This is a genomic window from Streptomyces botrytidirepellens (assembly GCF_003721215.1).
Lineage (GTDB): Bacteria > Actinomycetota > Actinomycetes > Streptomycetales > Streptomycetaceae > Streptomyces > Streptomyces himastatinicus.
The window spans coordinates 1-16,907 of record NZ_RIBZ01000046.1 but is presented as its reverse complement, the minus strand read 5'-3'; the positions used below and the strand labels follow the sequence as shown (position 1 = coordinate 16,907).

The 16,907-nt window shown below is 72.7% G+C and carries 8 protein-coding genes; all 8 read right to left on the bottom strand.

The features are described 5' to 3' along the window. Nucleotides 1-7: 7 nt before the first annotated feature. A complete protein-coding gene (locus EEJ42_RS03300; protein WP_123098527.1) occupies nucleotides 8-1,471 on the bottom strand; it encodes an ABC transporter ATP-binding protein in 1,464 nt (487 codons plus the stop codon). Continuing rightward, a complete protein-coding gene (locus EEJ42_RS03295; protein WP_221179312.1) occupies nucleotides 1,468-2,262 on the bottom strand; it encodes an ABC transporter permease in 795 nt (264 codons plus the stop codon). The genes EEJ42_RS03300 and EEJ42_RS03295 overlap by 4 nt, the downstream gene beginning before the upstream one ends. Before the next feature lie 5 nt (nucleotides 2,263-2,267). Continuing rightward, a complete protein-coding gene (locus EEJ42_RS03290) occupies nucleotides 2,268-3,227 on the bottom strand; it encodes an ABC transporter permease (RefSeq protein ID WP_123098525.1) in 960 nt (319 codons plus the stop codon). Then, nucleotides 3,224-4,783, bottom strand: a complete 1,560-nt coding sequence (locus tag EEJ42_RS03285) for an ABC transporter substrate-binding protein (RefSeq protein ID WP_123098524.1) — start codon at nucleotides 4,781-4,783, stop codon at nucleotides 3,224-3,226. Before EEJ42_RS03285 ends, EEJ42_RS03290 begins: the two co-directional genes overlap by 4 nt. 28 nt (nucleotides 4,784-4,811) lie before the next feature. Continuing rightward, nucleotides 4,812-11,492 carry a type I polyketide synthase gene (locus EEJ42_RS03280; protein ID WP_123098523.1) on the bottom strand — a complete coding sequence of 2,227 codons (6,681 nt, stop codon included), beginning with the start codon at nucleotides 11,490-11,492 and terminating at the stop codon, nucleotides 4,812-4,814. Then, nucleotides 11,489-15,460, bottom strand: a complete 3,972-nt coding sequence (locus EEJ42_RS03275) for a non-ribosomal peptide synthetase (RefSeq protein ID WP_123098522.1) — start codon at nucleotides 15,458-15,460, stop codon at nucleotides 11,489-11,491. Before EEJ42_RS03275 ends, EEJ42_RS03280 begins: the two co-directional genes overlap by 4 nt. Nucleotides 15,461-15,558: 98 nt before the next feature. Continuing rightward, nucleotides 15,559-16,317 carry a class I SAM-dependent methyltransferase gene (locus EEJ42_RS03270; protein WP_221179311.1) on the bottom strand — a complete coding sequence of 253 codons (759 nt, stop codon included), beginning with the start codon at nucleotides 16,315-16,317 and terminating at the stop codon, nucleotides 15,559-15,561. 106 nt (nucleotides 16,318-16,423) lie between these two features. Beyond that, nucleotides 16,424-16,907, bottom strand: a 484-nt coding sequence (locus EEJ42_RS03265) for a GTP-binding protein (protein WP_148081835.1), incomplete at its 5' end; no start/stop codon positions are given.

Below are 16,907 nucleotides of genomic sequence, written 5' to 3'. Positions count from 1 at the left end.
TGTTCGGTCATGACGTTCGTCCAGTGACGGTGGGAAGCGGATCAACCGGACCGTGGGGCACGAGCCGGCCGCCGCGCAGGTGCAGCACGTGGTCCGCGCGCTCCGCCACGGTGGGGTCGTGTGTGACCGCGAGCACAGCCATGCCATCGGCCCGGAGCCGGTCGAGCAGATCGAGCACGATCCGCACGGACGCCGCGTCGAGCGCCGAGGTGGGCTCGTCCAGCAGCAGGACGTCCGGGCGGGCGGCCAGGGCGCGCGCGAGCGCGGCCCGCTGCCGCTGGCCCCCGGACAGCCGGTGCGGGCGGTGGCCCGCCAGGTCCGCGGTGAGCCCGACGGCGGCCAGGAGTTCCGTCACGGTGGCGGCCGAGTCGGGTGCGTCGAGGCCGTGCAGCACCCGCAGCGGGCGGGCCACCGCACGGCCGATCCGATGCGCCGGGTTGAGTTCTCCGGCGGGATGCTGGCCTACGAGCTGGACGGCACGCAGCTCGTCTCGGCCGCGGCGGTGGGCCTCCGGCGCGAGCGCACGTCCGTGCAGCAGTACTTGGCCATTGGCGGCGGGGCGGCGACCGGCCAGGGCGTACAGCAGGCTGGTCTTGCCACTGCCGGAGGGGCCCAGCACCGTGGCCAACTGGCCCGGCACCAGGTTGAGATCGGCCCCCTTGATCAGCGATTCGCCGTCCGGCCGGATCACCCGGAGGCCCCGGGCGGCCAGCAGAGCGCCGTTGCCACGGGACTGCGGCTCCCCGATCCGTGGCCCGCTCCCGAGTGGCCCGGCGGGCACCGGAGCCGCGGTCGAGGGTGGTGACAGCCGCAGCTCGTGATCGGCGAGTTGGGAGACCAGTCCGGGGTCGTGGGTCACCAGGACGGTGCACCGGTCCGGTGCACCGCGCCGGGCGCGTACCACCTCGATCACCCGCTCTGCCGTGTCCCGGTCCATGGCGGAGGTGGGCTCGTCCAGCAGCAGGAGGCTCGGCCCGGCGGCCAGCGCACGGGCCAGCGCGACGCGCTGCGCCTGGCCGCCGGACAGCTCGCGCACCCGCCGATGCGCGAACTCCTCATCCAGGCCGAGGAGTTCCAGCGACTCGCGAACGAGCCGCGCCCGTTCCGTACGGGGCCCGGCCAACTCCTCGCCCACGATCCGTTCCACTCGCCAGCGCGGATGGAGTGCCAGGGCCGGGTCCTGGCCGACGTACCCGCAGTGGCCTCGCCGCCAGCGGCGGCCACCGGCTCCGGATGGGACCACATCGCCGTGCCAGCGCACCGTTCCCGCTGAGCGGCGCAGCCTCGCCGGGAGGGTGTCCATCAGCGCGTGCAGCAGTGTGCTCTTGCCCGCCCCGGATGGCCCGGTGATGGCGAGTACCTCCCCGGGGCCCACCCGTAGATCCGCGCTGTCCAACAGCACCGAGCCGTCCTCAGCACGGCACACCGTCAGGCCGCTGGCCTCCAGCAGGGCCGTGCCCTTCGCGGTCATGCCACACCCCCCATACGGCGGCCTGCGGCGCGGGCCGCCGAGGCCAGCAGCCAGGCGGTCAGGGCGAGTGGCACGGCAGGGGCGAGCAGCGCCGCGGGATTGAGCGACGCGCCCGGCAGGTTCTCGCTCAGCATCAAGGCCCAGTCCGGTGCGGGCGGCTGCGGACCGAGGCCGAGGACCGCGAGGGCGGTGGCCAGCTGGAGCGCGGTGACCAGCCGCAGTCCCGCGTCGGCCGCGATCAGGCCACTCATCGCCGGAAGGAGTTCACGCACCAGGACCGTCGGCGTCCGCTCGCCGCGTTCGATGGCGGACCGTACATAGCCGCTGTCCCGCACCTCCGCACACCGGGCCCCCACCACGCGCGCGGTCAGCGGCGCACCGCTGAGCACGGAGGCGACCACGACCGCCGTGGCACCGGGCAGCGCCACGGCCAGGACCAGGGCGAGGATCAGGGCGGGAACGGCCAGCAGCAGATCGCAGACCCAGCGCACGACCCGGCCCACCGCCGCCGCGCCCCACCCCGCGGCCAGTCCGAGGGCCACGCCGCACAGCAGTGCCGCGGCGGACGCGGCGAGTGAGACGGTGAGCAGCCGCGCGCCGCCGGAGACGACCCGGGAGAGTACGTCGCGCCCCAGCGCGTCGGCGCCAAGTGGCAGCCTGCTGGACGGGGGCGACCACGGGCCGGCCACCGGCCGCTCCGGATCGTACGGTGCGAGATGCCGCCCCAGCAGCACCAGGGCGACGAATGCCACCGCCGCGCCGGGCACGGCCAGGCCCCGGTCCAGCCGCATGCGGATCATGCTGCGCCACCCGCCGTCGCGACCGGGGCCACCGGGCGAGAACGGCCCGGCCGATGAGGGCCCGCCGGGTCCAGCAGATCTGCCATCGGCATGCCGAGCAGTACGACAAGAGCGGGTATCAGAGCAGCAGCCTGGACGACGGGGACGTCGCGCACGGCCACCGATGAGACCAGGAGACCGCCCATGCCCGGATAGCTGTATACCGTCTCCACCAGGGCGGTCCCGGCCGTCAGCCATCCGGTCATCAGCGCCAGCACCTGCACCGAGGGCACCAGCAGGAACGGCGCCACATGCCGGCACAGGACCAGCCACGCCGGCAGCCCCCGCGTCCGCGCGTCGGCGACGTGCGGCAGGCGCAGCACGTCGGTGAGCGCACCGCGCAGCAGGACGGTGGCGAAGGCCGCCGACGGCAGCGCCAGGGTCAGGGCGGGCAGAACCAGCGCCCGCGGCTGCGCCCAGGGTGAACTCCCGGGCGCAAGCGGCGACACGGCGGGCAGCCAGCCCAGCACTCCGGACATAACCGCGCCCAGCACGGCCGCGTACACGGCCTGCGGTACGGCGGCCAGTCCGGGCGCGAGCGTCCCGCCCCGGCCCCCGCGCAGAAACCCCACGGCCAGCGCGAGCGCGGTGAGCGCCACCGTGACGGTCAGCGTCGCGACGACGAGCGCGGCCGTCGCGGGCAGCCGCTCCGCAAGCAGACCGGCCACCGGCCTGCCGCTCGCCAGCGACTGGCCCAGATCGCCCCGGACCAGGTGCCCCAGCCACCGCAGATACCGGAAGGGCGCGGGCACATCCAGGCCGAGCCGCTCCCGCTCACGTGCCACGTCCTCCTCGGACGCCCGCCCCGTGCCCCGTACGTCCCCCACGTCGCCCGGCAGGATTTCGGTGGCGGCGAAGACCACGGCCGTGGCCGCGACGGCGAGCAGCGCGGTGCGGAGGAGAGCGCGCGGGATCATTTCGCCTTCCAGGCGCGGTCGATGAACATCCGCTGGAAGCCAGGCCCGTCGGGTAGGCCATGTACACCGGGCGCCGCCAGGTCCAGGCCGTCTCCGGTGCCCCACACCACGTATCCGCCGTCCCGCCACAGCTCCTTTTGGATACGCGCCAGCGCGGCGTTGCGTGCCCTGGAGTCCAGCGTCCCCATGGCCTGGGTGAAACCGGTGTCGAATGTCCGGCTGTGCCACACGGTCTCGTTGGTGGGGGAGTCGCTGAGCAGACCGACGCGCACCAGGTCGGCGAAGGAGATCCCGCCGTAGTAGCCGGTGTAGAAGTCCTTCTTGGCGTAGATCTTCGTCCAGTAGGTGTCCGCGGGCTCCACCTTGACCTCGGCATCAACGCCGATGTCCGCGAGCTGCTTGGCGTACAGGGTGGCCGCGGTGTCCATGCCCGGGTACGAGGTCGTGGTGTGCAGGGTGAGCTTCAGCCCGTGGGCGTGGCCGGCCTCCTTCAGCAGCCGTTTCGCGCGGGCCACGTCCCTGGTGCGCTGCTTGAGGTCCTTGGGGTACGACGGGTCGTAGGGGGTGGGCAGGTCGTTGGCGATCCGGCCGTAGCCGAGGAAGACGGTGTCGACCAGCGCCTTGCGGTCGGCGGCGAGCCGGAACGCTTCACGGACCTTGAGGTTGTCGAACGGCTTGGTGTCCAGCCGCATGATGAATGGGTATGCGGTGACGCCCTGACGGGTGACGACTCGCACCGGGGAGGAGGACTTGGCGCTTTTCACGGCGGCCGGGCTCACGCTGCCCGCGACATCCGCCTGGCCGGATGTCACGGCCGAGGCGCGGGCCTGTGGGTCGGCGACCGCGCGGATCTCGATGCGGTCCAGGTGCGGCCGCGTGCCCCACCATTCCTTGTTGCGGGTGAGGACGGCGGTCTGGGCGTCGGTCCCGGCCACTCGGTAGGGGCCCGAGCCGGGTCCGGGTTTGGAGAAGTCGGTGGTGCCGGCGGGCACCACGAAGCTGATGGATTCCAGGGCCTTGGGGGCCTCGGCCATCGGGGCGCGGGTGGCGAGCACGACGGTGTGGTCGTCGGGCGCGGTGGAGGACTTCAGGTCGAAGTCGGCCAGCCGTCCGTAGTTCTCGGCGGCCTTCTTGGCGATCCGGGTCAGTGAGTACAGCACGTCCTTGGCGCGTACCGGCCGTCCGTCGGTGAACTCGGCGTTCTCGCGCAGTCGGAACGTCCACCGGTCAAGGGCCTTGTTCGGCTTCCAGGACACGGCGAGCCGTGGCCGCGGCTCGCCGTTCGCCCCCGGGACCGTGAGCACGTCGTAGGTGAGGGCGAATCGCATGACGTCGGATTCGTTGCCGAGCCCGCCGTGCGGGTCGTCGCTCGTGGTGGCGGGGGAGCCCGCGACCACGTAGCGCAGGGTGCCGCCGTCGACGGGATGTGCGGAGGCGTCGTCGGGTGTGCCGGGCCCGGCGTCGGAGCCGCATCCGGCGAGCAGCAGGGACGCGGCAGAGGCGAAGGCGAGGAAGGCGGTCCGCGGCCCGCGTCTGGGCAGCGAGGAGTTGCGCATGGTTCGTCCGATCGAAGAGGCGGATGAGTCAGCGGGAGGCGAGGGCCGCGAGTGCCCGGTCCAGCAAGGAGACGATCGTTTTGACGGCGTTGCCGGTGAGCAGCGAGTAGTGGTGGCCCTCGACGACGGCCTCCTCGACGGGGCCCGCCGCATGGGGCCGCCAGCCGAGGGCGGGCAGGTCGGAGGCGTCGTCGACGCCCATGCCCACCGCCGCGTTGCGGGGGGACGGCTGGGAGGCCCGTACGAGCAGCAGCCGGGTATCCGGGTCGGACAGGTGTCCTGCGCGGTGGTCGCCCAGCGCGCGCAGATGTCGTTCGAAGACGGCCAGCCGTGTGTCGGCGGTGTCCCTCGGGCCGACCAGCCCGGCCCGGCGCATCCGCTCGGTGACCGTGGCGAGGAGTTCGCCGTGGGAGAGTTCGAGCAGGTCGTTCCCGCCGTCTGGCCCGAGCCCGAGGTCCGGGACGAGCTCCAGGCCGAGGAACGCCTCCAGCGAGTGCAGATAGCGGAGGGCGGCGATGGCGGTGTCCTCCCGGGGGTCGGCTCCGCCCAGCGGCCTGATCCGGTCCGGGGTATTGGAGTCGATCATCACGAGGAGGTCGGTGCGCTCCCCGCGTCGCTCCAGCGCGCAGGCCATCTCATGGGCCACGGTGCCGCCCATGGACCAGCCACCGAGCAGGTACGGCCCGTGCGGCTGGTAGGCGCGCACGGCCGACAGGTAGCGGTCGGCCATCGCCGGGATGTCCGCCGGGCCGGTGCCACCGGTCAGCGCGGGGTCGGTGAGGGCCACCAGCGGCCGACCGTCCTCGAGCAGCCGGGCGATGTCGCCGTAGCAGAGCACATCGCCGCCGGACGGATGCATGAGGAACAGTGGGCGGTCGCCGTCGCCGTCGCGCAGCAACAGTGCTGTCTCGCCCGGGTCCTGTCGAACCGTGGCCGCGGCCGGAAGCCGTGGCATGGCCGGACGTGGTTCGCGCGCCATGTCCCACGCCGAGGGATCGGTGGCCAGCCGTCCCACCGCAGCGATGTATCCGGCGAACGCCCGGTCCGCCTCGTCGGCGGGCAGCACGCTCTCCAGTACGTCCCACTGCATGAGCAATGCGCCGTGCTGCTCGATCACCTGGTGGTCCAGCCAGGTCTGCGGGGTGCTGCTCGCGCCGTACACGGGGGTGCCCGCCCAGTCCAGGTCGTGCCCGCCGGCCAGCGGTCCGGCCAGCCCCAGGGCGCTGGTGAAGACCACGGGCACGGATGCGGTGTGTCCCTCGCGCGAGGACTTCTCGGCCAGCAGGTCCAGGGCGGAGAACTCGCGGTGGTCCAGGTCGCGGAAGAGCGTGCGCTGGGCCTGGGTGGCGTCGTCGGCGAAGCTGCCGGGCCGGGAGCGGTCCACCTCGTGGAGCATCAGGGAGGTGAAGTCCCCGACCACCAGGTCGACATCCCGGTGCACCTCCGGCCGGTCGAACAGCGTCAGCGTGATGGCGAACCGCCCCTGCCCGGACCAGGCGGCGAGCGCGTCAGCGTACGCCGCGAGCAGGACCGCGGTGGGGGTGAGGCCGCGCCGCGCCGCCTCGGCCTTGAGCGCCTGCCACTGGTCGGGCTCCAGCCGGGCGCCGCGCCGGGCGAAGCGGGGCTGAGCCATGGGCGTGCCCGGTGTTTCCGACTGAGGATGGTGTACCGGGAGGTCCGGTGTGCCGGGCAGGGTGTCGAGTCTGGTCCGCCAGTAGGCGGCGGCCCGCTCCCGCGCCGGGCCCTGCGCGCGTTCCTCCAGGGCGGCGACGCAGTCGGCGAACGTCGTTCCGATGGCCGGGAGCCGCGCGCCGGGGTCCTCGTACAGGGTGCGCAGTTCGCGGTCCCAGATCAGGAAGCTGGCGGTGTCGCAGACGAGCACGTCCACGTTGAGGAAGAGCCGTACGACCCCGCCGGGCAGGCGGGCGGCGCGGATGTCGACCAGGGGCCACCGGCCGGGCCGGGGCTCGCGGTGGACCATGGTTTCCCTGATGCGGGCGAGCTTGTCGGCGCGTTCCTCGTTGCCGAGCCCGGAAAGGTCCCGCACGCGGATGCGGTAGCGGGGTACCCGGTCGAGAATCCTGTTGCGGCCCTCGGGTGTGACGATCGCGCGCAGCATCGGGTGGCGGGCGATCACGCGGTTCCAGGCGTCCTCGTAACGGGCCATGTCCAGACCGGGGCAGTCGTGTTCCAGATGGAACGAGCAGGGCACGTCCCCCAGCCGGTAGCCGCCCGAGCCGCCTACCCAGTACGCGTGCTGCACCCGAGTGAGCGGGAACTCCCGCGGCCCGTCGGCGTCGTGCTCGGTGTCGCGGTGGTGTTCCTCGCCGGAGCCCGCCGGACGCGGGGTGGGCGCCGGGGCCGCTCCGTCCGGCAGCAGCGCCGCCAGCGCGGCGACGGTCGGGTGCGACAGCAGGTCTTGGAGTCGCAGCTCGACGCCGTGCTCGTCGCGGAGCCGGGCCAGCATCCGGGTGGCCAGCAGGGAATGGCCGCCGAGGGTGAAGAAGTCCGCGTCCCGGTCGAGGACCGGGAACCCCAGCAGGTCCGACCACAGTCCGGCCATCGTCAGCTCCGGGCCGCCCCGGGGAGCTCTGCCGCTGTTCGCCCCGTCCCCCGGGGCGCCGTCCGCCGCGGGCCGGTGGCCCTCGGCCGGTGTGCCGGAGGTGCGCGTGTCCAGGTCGGCGGGGGAGACGGCTACCCATGCGGGTGCTCGGCCGCCGGTGGCCAGGGCGAGGAGCCGGTCCACGGAGCGCATGCCGTCCCGAAGGCCGATGGAGTGCCGTGCGGCCACGGTCCGTTCGCCCCCGTCCGGTCCGACCCGCCAGGCGTCCCAGGCGACGCTGATCCAGCGCGTACCACCGTTTGCCGCGCCCAGCTGCTCGGCCAGCGCGTCCAGATAGCGGTTGGCGGCGGCGTACGGCGCGATCCCCAGGCCGCCGACGACGGTCGTCGCCGACGACATCAGCAGGACGGTGGCGGGTCGCCTGTCCTCGGGCAACTCCTCCAGAGCCGCGCGCAGCGCCTCCGCGCCCGCGACCTTGGCGCGCGCGTGCGCCCGCACCACGTCCGGATCGACGGACCGCAGCGGCGCCACCTCCGCTGATGCCACCACCCCGGCGCCGTGCACGACGAGGGCGACACCGCCGTGTCGCTCGGCCACCTCCCGCAGCAGCGCCGCGGTGGCCGCCCTGTCACCGGCGTCGACCGCCCGTACCTCGACCTGGAGCCCGCGATCCGTCAGCCGTGCTACCGCGGCGGTCCGTTCCGCATCCCGGCTGTCCGGCGCGGGATCGGGCGCCAGCCCGGTGCGCCCGGTGACCACTACGCGCCACCCGGCCTCCGCCAGGTGTCCGGCCATGGCCAGGCCGACATCCCCCAGCCCGCCGATCAGCACGGCGGTGCCCGGTGCCGCACCGTCGCGTCCCTTGGGGGGACGGGGCTGCCACGGGGTCAGGGAGCGTATCCAGCGGTGTCCGCCGCGCAGTGCGGCCTCTATCCCGTTCCGTCCCCCGTACGACAGTTCCGCCGCCTCCTCGCATACGGCCCGTGCGCAGGCCGCGGGCCGCTCGTCGGACGGGAGGTCGAGGTTCCGCCAGCGCAGGCCGGGGAACTCCTGTGCCAGAACACGCGGGACGGCCGTGGCTGCCGCGCCGCCCGGATCGGGGTGGTCGGCGCTCTCCACCTGCTGGGCCGTGCGGCTGACGTGCAGCAGGCAGGCCCGGTCCGCCCACGGGGCGATGAGCCGGGCCAGTTCGGCGTGGCGCAGCACCCCGTCGGCCACCCGGTCGGTGGGGGTGGCGTCACCGTCGGACAGATCGAGCGCGATCACTCCAGCACAGGGAATCGAGGGGGCGGCGGCCACGTCGGCGGGGCTGATGGGCGATGCCCCGGCTGCGGCCAGTTCCGCGCGTACCGCGTCGACGACCGGATGGTCTTCCGGGCCGTCCACCAGCCAACGGCCCTCGAGCGACGGTGCGCCGTCCAGCGCCGGTGCGCGGCGCCACGAGGGCACGTGGAACGGCTCGTCCTCGTCCGGGCCGTCCAGTGCGTGCGTCACGGCAGCCTGTGGCGCGGGCGGATCGATCCACAGCCTGCGGCGTGCGAAGGGACGGCCCGGCAGGGCGACGCGCCGTCGACCGGGCCGGTGCAGGGCCTCGGGATCGAGCTGGGCGCCACGGGTCCACAGCTCGCCCGCTGCGGTCAGCAGCGCCGCCCGTTCACCGCCGCTTTCCTCCTGGCCGGGGAACGTGCTGAGGGTCGTGACGAGGTTCGGCGAGTGGTGGCGGCGGGCGAGGTGCAGCAGTCCGTCACCGGGCCCGGTCTGCACGACGATGGTGGGGCCATCCCCCAGCAGGGCCGTCAGCGCGTCGGAGAAGCGGACCGGGGACCGCAGATGGGACGCCCAGTGGTCCGCGCCGGGCGGGCTGTCGAGGTAGCGGCCGGTGAGCGTGGAGGCCAGGGGGATACGGGGCGCCCGCGCGTCCACCGTCGAGGCGGCGGCCCGCAGTTCGGGCAGGACAGGATCGACGAGCCGGGAGTGCGCGGCGGCAGCCAGACGCACACGCGCGACGCGCACTCCGTCGGCGGACAGCTGTGTCTCCACAGCCGTCACCGCGGCTTCTGGGCCGGAGACAACACAGGACTCCGGGGCGTTCACGGCGGCCAGGTCCAGCCCGGGATGGGCCGCCAGCAGGGCTGTGACGTCCTTCTCGGCGAACGGCACGGTGAGCATCGCCCCGCCCCCGGCAGTACGGGACATGCCCCGGGAGCGGACCTTCACCAACGCGGCGGCGTCGGCCGTGCTCAGGGCTCCGGCGACCACCGCGGCGGAATACTCGCCGACGCTGTGCCCTACCACCGCGTCCGGCCGCAGCCCCCACGCGTGCAGGACGCGCGCGGTGGCGAGGGAGACAGTGAACAGCGCCGGGAAGCCGTACGCGGGATCGTGGACGAGCCGTACGGCCTCCTCGTCATCACGGTCAGCCAGGAGCAGATCGGCCAACGGGGGAGCGCCGTCGCCGTCGAACAGGGCGGCGCACTCCTCGACGGTCTGGGCGAACACGGGCTCGTCCACCAGAAGTTCACGCCCCATCCCCGGGTACGGGGCGCCGCCCCCGGGGAAGGCCAGCACGATCCGGGGGACCGGGGCCGCCGCCGTACGGTGTTGTGCGGTCCGCAGGGCGCGGCCGTCGTCGGAGGGGTTGCCCGTGACGACCGCCGCGGCGCGGTGCGGCAACGGCGTACGACCGGTGTGCAGGGTGAACGAGGCGTCCGCCACCGGCAGGTCGCCCGCCGCGTCCAGGGCGTCCGCGGTCTGGGCCACGGTGCGTGCCAGGGCGTCGTCGCCGTGCGCGGACAGCATCATCAGCTGCGGTCGCGGATCGGGTTCGGCCGCCGGTCGCGGGGGTGCGCTGCCGAGCAGCACATGGCAGTTGGTGCCGCCTATGCCGAAGGAGCTGACGCCGGCGTAACGCGACCCGGGCCATTCCGTCGTCCGATCGACGACCGTGAACGGCGAATCGTCCAGCTCGAGGTCGGGATTGAGCGGTGTGGCGTCGAGGGTGGCCGGGAGGACTCCATGGTGCAGGGCGAGCACGGTCTTGGCGAATCCGGCGATCCCGGCAGCCGAGTTGGCGTGGCCGATGTTGCTCTTCACCGAGCCGAGAGCACACCAGGCGGGCCCATTTTGTCCGAACACCCGGCGCAGAGCAGTGAGTTCGACGAGATCGCCGAGCCGGGTCGCCGTGCCGTGCGCCTCCACGTAGCCCACCTGGTGTGGATCCAGGCCGGCCACGGTGAGCGCTTCGGAGATCACCCGGGCCTGGCCGCGCGGTGAGGGCGCGGTGAAACCGGTTTTGTCGGCGCCGTCATTGTTGACGGCGGAGCCGCACACCACCGCGAGCACCGGGTCACCGTCGGCGAGGGCATCTTCGAGACGGCGCAGGACGGCGACGCCCACGCCCTGCGTATGGACGATCCCGGTGCCGTCGGCGGAGAACGTGCGCACCCGCCCGTCGGCGGAGAAGATGCCGTCGGGCACGTGCAGATAGCCGTGCCCTTGAGGCACGATCAGGGAGATACCCCCGGCAAGCGCGGTGTCGCACTCGCCGGACAGCAGCGACTGCACGGCCAGGTGCACGGCGACCAGCGAGGTGGAGCAGGTGCTGCCGACCGCGACCGCCGGCCCGGTCAGGTCCAGGCGATGGGCCACGTGCAGCGGCAGATAGTCGGGCACGGTGGCCATGGCCGTCTGGAGGCTGCCGACCGGGTCCGTGGCCGCGACGTTGTAGCGGTGGGCGAGGTTGTGCATCAGATAGTCGCTGTGGGCCGAGCCAGCGAACACGCCGACGGCTCCCGCGCCGGTTCCGCCGCCGTGTCCGGCTCGTTCCAGGGCACGCGAGCACGCTTCCAGGAACAGCCGCTGCTGCGGGTCCATGAGGGCGGCCTCAAAGTCGCCGATCCCGAAGGGGACCGGGTCGAACCGGTCTTGGCTGTCGATGACCCCGCCAACCGGCACATACGCGGGATGAGTGCGCAGCCGCCGCGGCACGCCGCGGTCGGCCAGTTCACGTTCGGAGTGGCGGGTCAGGCCGTGGCGTGCGGAGACCAGCAGATCCCAGAATGCCTCGGTGTCGGGAGCGCCGGGGAACCGGCAATCCAGGGCGGTGACGGCGATGAGCGGCTCGCCGGAGCCGGAAGCGTCGCTCATCGGCCGACCTCGTGGGCCCGGGCACGGGCGGCGACGCGCGAGGAAAGGCGAGTCGATACGGGGGCCGTGGGGACGGCGGGCGTTTCCCCGCCCTCAGTACGGTCCGGGAGCCGAAGGCCGGTGATGTGGGTAGCGAGTGATGCCACCGTGGCGTGTTCGAACATGTCGGCGAGGGAGAGCCGGGGGGCGATGCTCTCGCGCAGCCTGCGATGAGTGAGGACGAGGGTGAGAGACGTCGCTCCCAGCGAGGTGAATGTGCTGCCTGCCTCCACCGGACCACCGGTCAGGTCGGCCAGGATCGTGGCGACCGCGTCCGTTACGGCAGGGTCGGCAACCGGAAGAATGTCCGTGGCGGTTTCGCGTGGCGGCGACGTCCGGCCGCTTGGGGAGGCGGAGCGGTCGGCTGTCGGCGCACTGGCAGTCGTGCCGGTGCCTTCCGGGACGACGGTGGGCGTCCGCAAGGCGATCTGTACCAGGCCGTCTGCGGGGAAACGTTCCTCCCATGCTGAGTCGCTGTCGGCGGTGATCTCCCGTATCCGCTCCAGCCAGCGCGCCGACGCGGCGAGTGCATCGGCCGGGGAGAGCCGTCCGGGCCGTACGACCAGCGCTGTCTCCAGCCCGAGCGCGGCCGCTTCCGCGACCGCCGAATCAGCCCATGCCATGGCGGGAGGGGCGGCCGACGGCGTGGCGGGAGTGGCCTGCGGGGGAGGCACCGTGGCCGGTGGCCCTTCGACCGTGGGCACCTCGTCGGTCCTGTAGGGGTTCTTGAGTGCCGCGTGGTCGATCTTGCCGTTGGCCGTGACGGGCAGTGCCTCAAGGACGACGAACCGGCTCGGGACCATGTAGTCGGGGAGCCGTTCGCGCAGCGCCTGGGTCAGTTCTTCGGTCGGCGGCGCGGCCTGCGACCCCTTCGGCGCCAGGTACGCCACCAGGCGCGGGCGGTCGTCCGGGCCGGGAACCGAGGACACGACGCATTGCCGGATGCCCGGGTGGCGGCTCAGAACCGCCTCAATCTCGCCCAGTTCGATGCGGTGCCCGCGGATCTTCACCTGACGGTCGGCGCGTCCCAGGAACTCGATGGTGCCGTCGGTGCGCCACTGTCCGAGGTCCCCGGTGCGGTACAGGCGCGTCCCCAGGACCGGATGGGGGGCGAAGCGTGCGGCACTCTGCTCCGGGTCCCCGATGTAGCCGCGGGCCAGTCCGTCGCCGCCGATGAACAGCTCGCCGGGTTCCCCGACGGGGCAGGGGCCGCCCCTCTCGTCGAGGATGTGGAAGGACTGGGCACGCAGGGCTCGGCCGTAGGGGATGCTGCGCCACTGGGGGGCGATATCGCCGACGGGGTAGGTGATGGACCAGATGGACGCCTCGGTGGCCCCGCCCAGACTCATGATGCGGGCCTGGGGGGCGAGTCGGCGCAGCCGGTCGGGAAGGGGCAGGGGTATCCAGTCGCCCGAGAGCATCACCAACCGCAGGTCGCCGAGGGCCGCCGTGGCCGCCTCCGGCTCGATTTCCGCGTACTCCACGAGCATTTCCAGGAGCGCGGGCGCGGTGTTCCAGACGGTGACGCCGTGGCGGTGGGCGAGTTCGAGCCAGTGCTGCGGATCGCGCTGCCGGGCGGGGTCGGGCAGGACCAGCGAACCGCCCGCGCCGAGCACACCGTAGATGTCGAAGACGGACAGGTCGAAGCTGAGCGCCGAGAGGGCCAGGACACGGTCCTCGGCCTCGATGCCGAAGCGATCGACCACGTCGTCGATGGTGGTGCGCGCGGCACGGTGCTGGATCTCCACGCCCTTGGGTGTGCCGCTGGAGCCCGAGGTGAAGATGACATAGGCCGTGCAATCCGAGGCTGGGCGCCCGGGTTCGTCCGGTCGGCCCGCCTCTTCCGCCTTCTGCCGGGCTCTGGGCCGTCCCGCCGCGGTGAGGCCGTGCACGGTGACGTCCTCGGGCCAGCCGGCCCGCACGCCCCGGCCGACGAGGGCGTGCCGTATCCCGGCCCGGGCGCAGGCCGCGGCGATGCGGGCCTGGGGCCAGGAAGGTTCGACGGGCAGGTAGCCCGCGCCGCAGGAGTTGACGGCCAGGACGGCGGCGACCTGGGCGGGACCCTTCTCACAGGCGACTGCGACCAGATCGCCGGGGCCCACGCCCTGCGCGGTGAGCAGGGCGGCGGTGGCGGCGGCGTTCTGGGCGAGACGGCCGTGTGTCGTCGTGCCACTGCCGCTGTGCAGGGCCGGGCGGTCGGGGTCCCGGCGGGCGGCGGCCGCGGCCGGGTCGTGCAGCAGCGGTCCCGCGTCGGGGAACGGGGTGACGTCGAGCGGGTCCTCCGAGAGAACGAACGGGTCCCATGCAACCCCCGGGTCCTTCCAGCCGGTCGCATCCGTCAGGCGGCGCAGGAGCCGTACGTAGGAGGCGAGCAAGGCGGGGACGTAGTCCGAGGGAAACGCGTCGTCGACGGCGTCCCAGGCGATCCGCAGGGCCCCGCCCTCGTCCCACACGATGTGGTCGAGCAGCACCTGCGGGGTCTGTGAGACGCCGAAGACCTCCTCACCGATCCACGCCGCCGAGGGGCCCTCATCCCCGGACAGCCCCACGCCGCTGGTGAAGACGATCGGGTAAGGCGGCGTTCCGCCGGTGTGACCGAGGTCCCGCAGGACCTCCACGCCCGAGACCGAGCGATGATCCAAGTCCTCCCAGAACCGGTGGTTGAGGTCAGCGGCGTATGCGGTGAACCCGGACCAGGAAGCGGGGTCGAAACGGGGCGTGGCCACCAGAGCCGTGGTGGTGAAGTCGCCCACGATCCGCTCGATGCCCTCGGGCTCGTCGGGACGGTCGAACAACGTGGTGTTGAGGCAGATCCGCTCTCCGGCGCCCCACCGGCCGAGGATGACGGCGAAGGCGGCCAGCAGCGCGGCGGTCGGGGTGACGCCGTGCTCGGAACATCGGGCCCGCAGCGCCTGCCACTCGGCGGCGGTGAGCCCGCCGGCGTGCCGGGTGAACCGGGGAGGTTCGATGGAGGCGGGATCGCGGAGTACCGGCAGTCGCGGCGAGGGCGGCAGGTCCGCCGCGCGCACCGCCCAGTAAGCCCTGTCCCGTTCGCGTCGGGCGGCCCATGCCGGGGAGGCGGCCTGCTCGCGGAGCAGGGTGGCGAAGTCGGTGGGAGGCTCCGGGAGTTGGTGAGCGGGGTTGGCGAGGAGCCGTCCCCACTGACGTATGAGCAGCATCCAGCCCGCCATGTCGGTGACCAGTACGTCGATGCCCACATGGAGGCGGGTGCGGCCGTCGGGCAGGAACGCCGCGTGCAGATCGAACAGCGGCCACTGTCCTGCGGGGCGCACCTGATGGGAACGCTCGTACCGCAGGGTGGCGAGTGTCTCGGCCACCTGGACCTGGGACGCGTCACGCAGGTCGGTGACACCGATACGGTACGGGCCGGGGAAGGGCAGGACACGCTGATGGCCGCGGTCATCCACGATCATGCGCAGCATCGGGTGGTGCTCGACGAGGCGGTTCCAGGCGGCCTCGAGCCGTGCCACGTCCTCGACCGGATCACCTGACGGGGGGAGGCGGTCGTATTCGTAGTAGTAGAAGGTGGCGACCCCGCCCAGGACGAATCCTTCCTCCCGGCCGACCAGGTAGGACTCCTGAATGGCGGTCAGAGGGAAAGGCTCCGCCGCCGGAGCCGGAGCCGGAGTTGGCGCCGTATCGCCGTGAGAGGTTTCTCCGCCGGTCCGCTCCGACAACCGTGCCGCGAGATCCTTCGCGGCCGCGTTTCCCAGGAAGGCGGTCAACGGGAGGTCGTGACCGGTGCGTTCGCGGATTCTGCGGCGCAACCGTACGGCGGTGAACGACTCCAGTCCCAGGGCCGTCAGCGGGGTCTCCGGAGCGATGTGGGCCGGTTGAGTGCCGAGGACCTCGGCGATGTAGTCGGTGACGTGCTCAAGTGCGGAGTCGGTACGTGCAGGCTGGCTCATCCGGTCTCCGTTGTCGCTAGAGAAGGGGGAAGTCCCCTGTTCCCGTAGAAGGAGGGGAGGGGGTACACCAGAGAAGCTAGATGAAAATGATTATCATATCAACCCTTGAACTCGGAACCTTCCGACGCCAAGGAAGCGACATACAGACCGAGATCGGGTTGACCGGCCGGGCGCAGGGACAGCCCGTGCTCGGCGAGTTCCCGGGCCAGCTCCGGTTCGTCCAGCACCCACCAGGCGTATTCCACCGTCACTTCGGACAGCGGTCGTCCCTGTCGCAGGGTGCGGTAGGTCATGTGCCAGGTGATCTGATGGTCGCCGCTGGGTTCGGCGCTCGCCCAGCCCTCGTAGGTGAGGTCGCCCATGGCGAGGTTCGCCATGAGGGACGGTGGGACGTGGGCGGGTGTGGTCGGCGGGGCGAGATTGAGGATCACGCGGCCCCCGGGGGCCAGGCGTGGGGCGACCCTTGCCCACAACTCCTGCCGCTGGCCCGGCGGGAGGTGTCCGATCATGTTCATGGCCAGCAAGGCGCGGATGCTGTCGGGGAGTGGGGTGTTCAGGGCGTCGCCCGAGTCCACGGTGACGCGTCGGCGTAGCCGCGCGTCCTCGTGGACCCGGGCGAGCAGGACCGCCCGCAGAGCCGGGGAGGGTTCGACGGCCAGGACCGGGGAGTCATCGGGGAGAGCGGCGCACGCGGCGCGGACGCCCCTCCCCGAACCGGCACCCAGATCGACAATCGTCCCCTCGACGGCATCGACACCTCCCAGCGCCTCGGCCAGTGAGGGGGCGAAGGCATCCCACGCATCAGCGATCATGATGTCGATGTACTCGGCTGACCGTTCGTAAGGGTCGTTCATCATCGGCTCCTCGTCGGAAAGCGATGGTGGATCAGTGTGAGGGGTGAACTGGACTCGGCCCGACCTCGCACGTGGTCCACCGCTCGGAGTCCGCCGAGTGTGCTGAGCTTCAGTGCGCCGGTAGGGGTTCGGCCTCGTGTGGACCGTGCTCGTGGTCACACGTCTCGTCGAGGCCGTAGGTCTCCCAGGCGGGGAAGGGGTCGTCCCAGGCCGACCAGCCTCGGGCGCCCAGCGCTTGCTCATCGTCGGTGAGCAGGCATGCTGACAGCGCGTGGTGCAGGGCGGCGGGGCGCAGGCCGGTGCCGATGAAGACGAGTTCCTGGCCGCGCTCGGCGGCTTCACCGGCCTCGCTGTGGCCGTCCCGTGCTCCGGAGGGCTCGAACCGGGCGACGGCGCCTGCCTGTGACCATAGTCCGGTTACCCGCGGGCGGGTGGCCAGCCAGAAGAAGCCTTTGGAGCGCAGGACGCTGCCGTAGGCCCCGGTGTCCAGGTCTGTGGCGACGAAGTCCCACAGCCGGGCGGGATGGAAGGGCCGGGTGGCCCGGAAGACGGTGCTGGAGATGCCGTATTCCTCGGTCTCCGGCACATGGTCG

What these genes read in the sequence shown, in the direction of transcription:
- EEJ42_RS03295 (WP_221179312.1), bottom strand. Translation starts at nt 2,262, where the DNA reads ATGCGGCTGGACCGGGGCCTGGCCGTGCCCGGCGCGGCGGTGGCATTC.
- EEJ42_RS03270 (WP_221179311.1), bottom strand. Translation starts at nt 16,317, where the DNA reads ATGATGAACGACCCTTACGAACGGTCAGCCGAGTACATCGACATCATG.
- EEJ42_RS03280 (WP_123098523.1), bottom strand. Translation starts at nt 11,492, where the DNA reads ATGAGCGACGCTTCCGGCTCCGGCGAGCCGCTCATCGCCGTCACCGCC.
- EEJ42_RS03275 (WP_123098522.1), bottom strand. Translation starts at nt 15,460, where the DNA reads ATGAGCCAGCCTGCACGTACCGACTCCGCACTTGAGCACGTCACCGAC.
- EEJ42_RS03290 (WP_123098525.1), bottom strand. Translation starts at nt 3,227, where the DNA reads ATGATCCCGCGCGCTCTCCTCCGCACCGCGCTGCTCGCCGTCGCGGCC.
- EEJ42_RS03285 (WP_123098524.1), bottom strand. Translation starts at nt 4,783, where the DNA reads ATGCGCAACTCCTCGCTGCCCAGACGCGGGCCGCGGACCGCCTTCCTC.
- EEJ42_RS03300 (WP_123098527.1), bottom strand. Translation starts at nt 1,471, where the DNA reads ATGACCGCGAAGGGCACGGCCCTGCTGGAGGCCAGCGGCCTGACGGTG.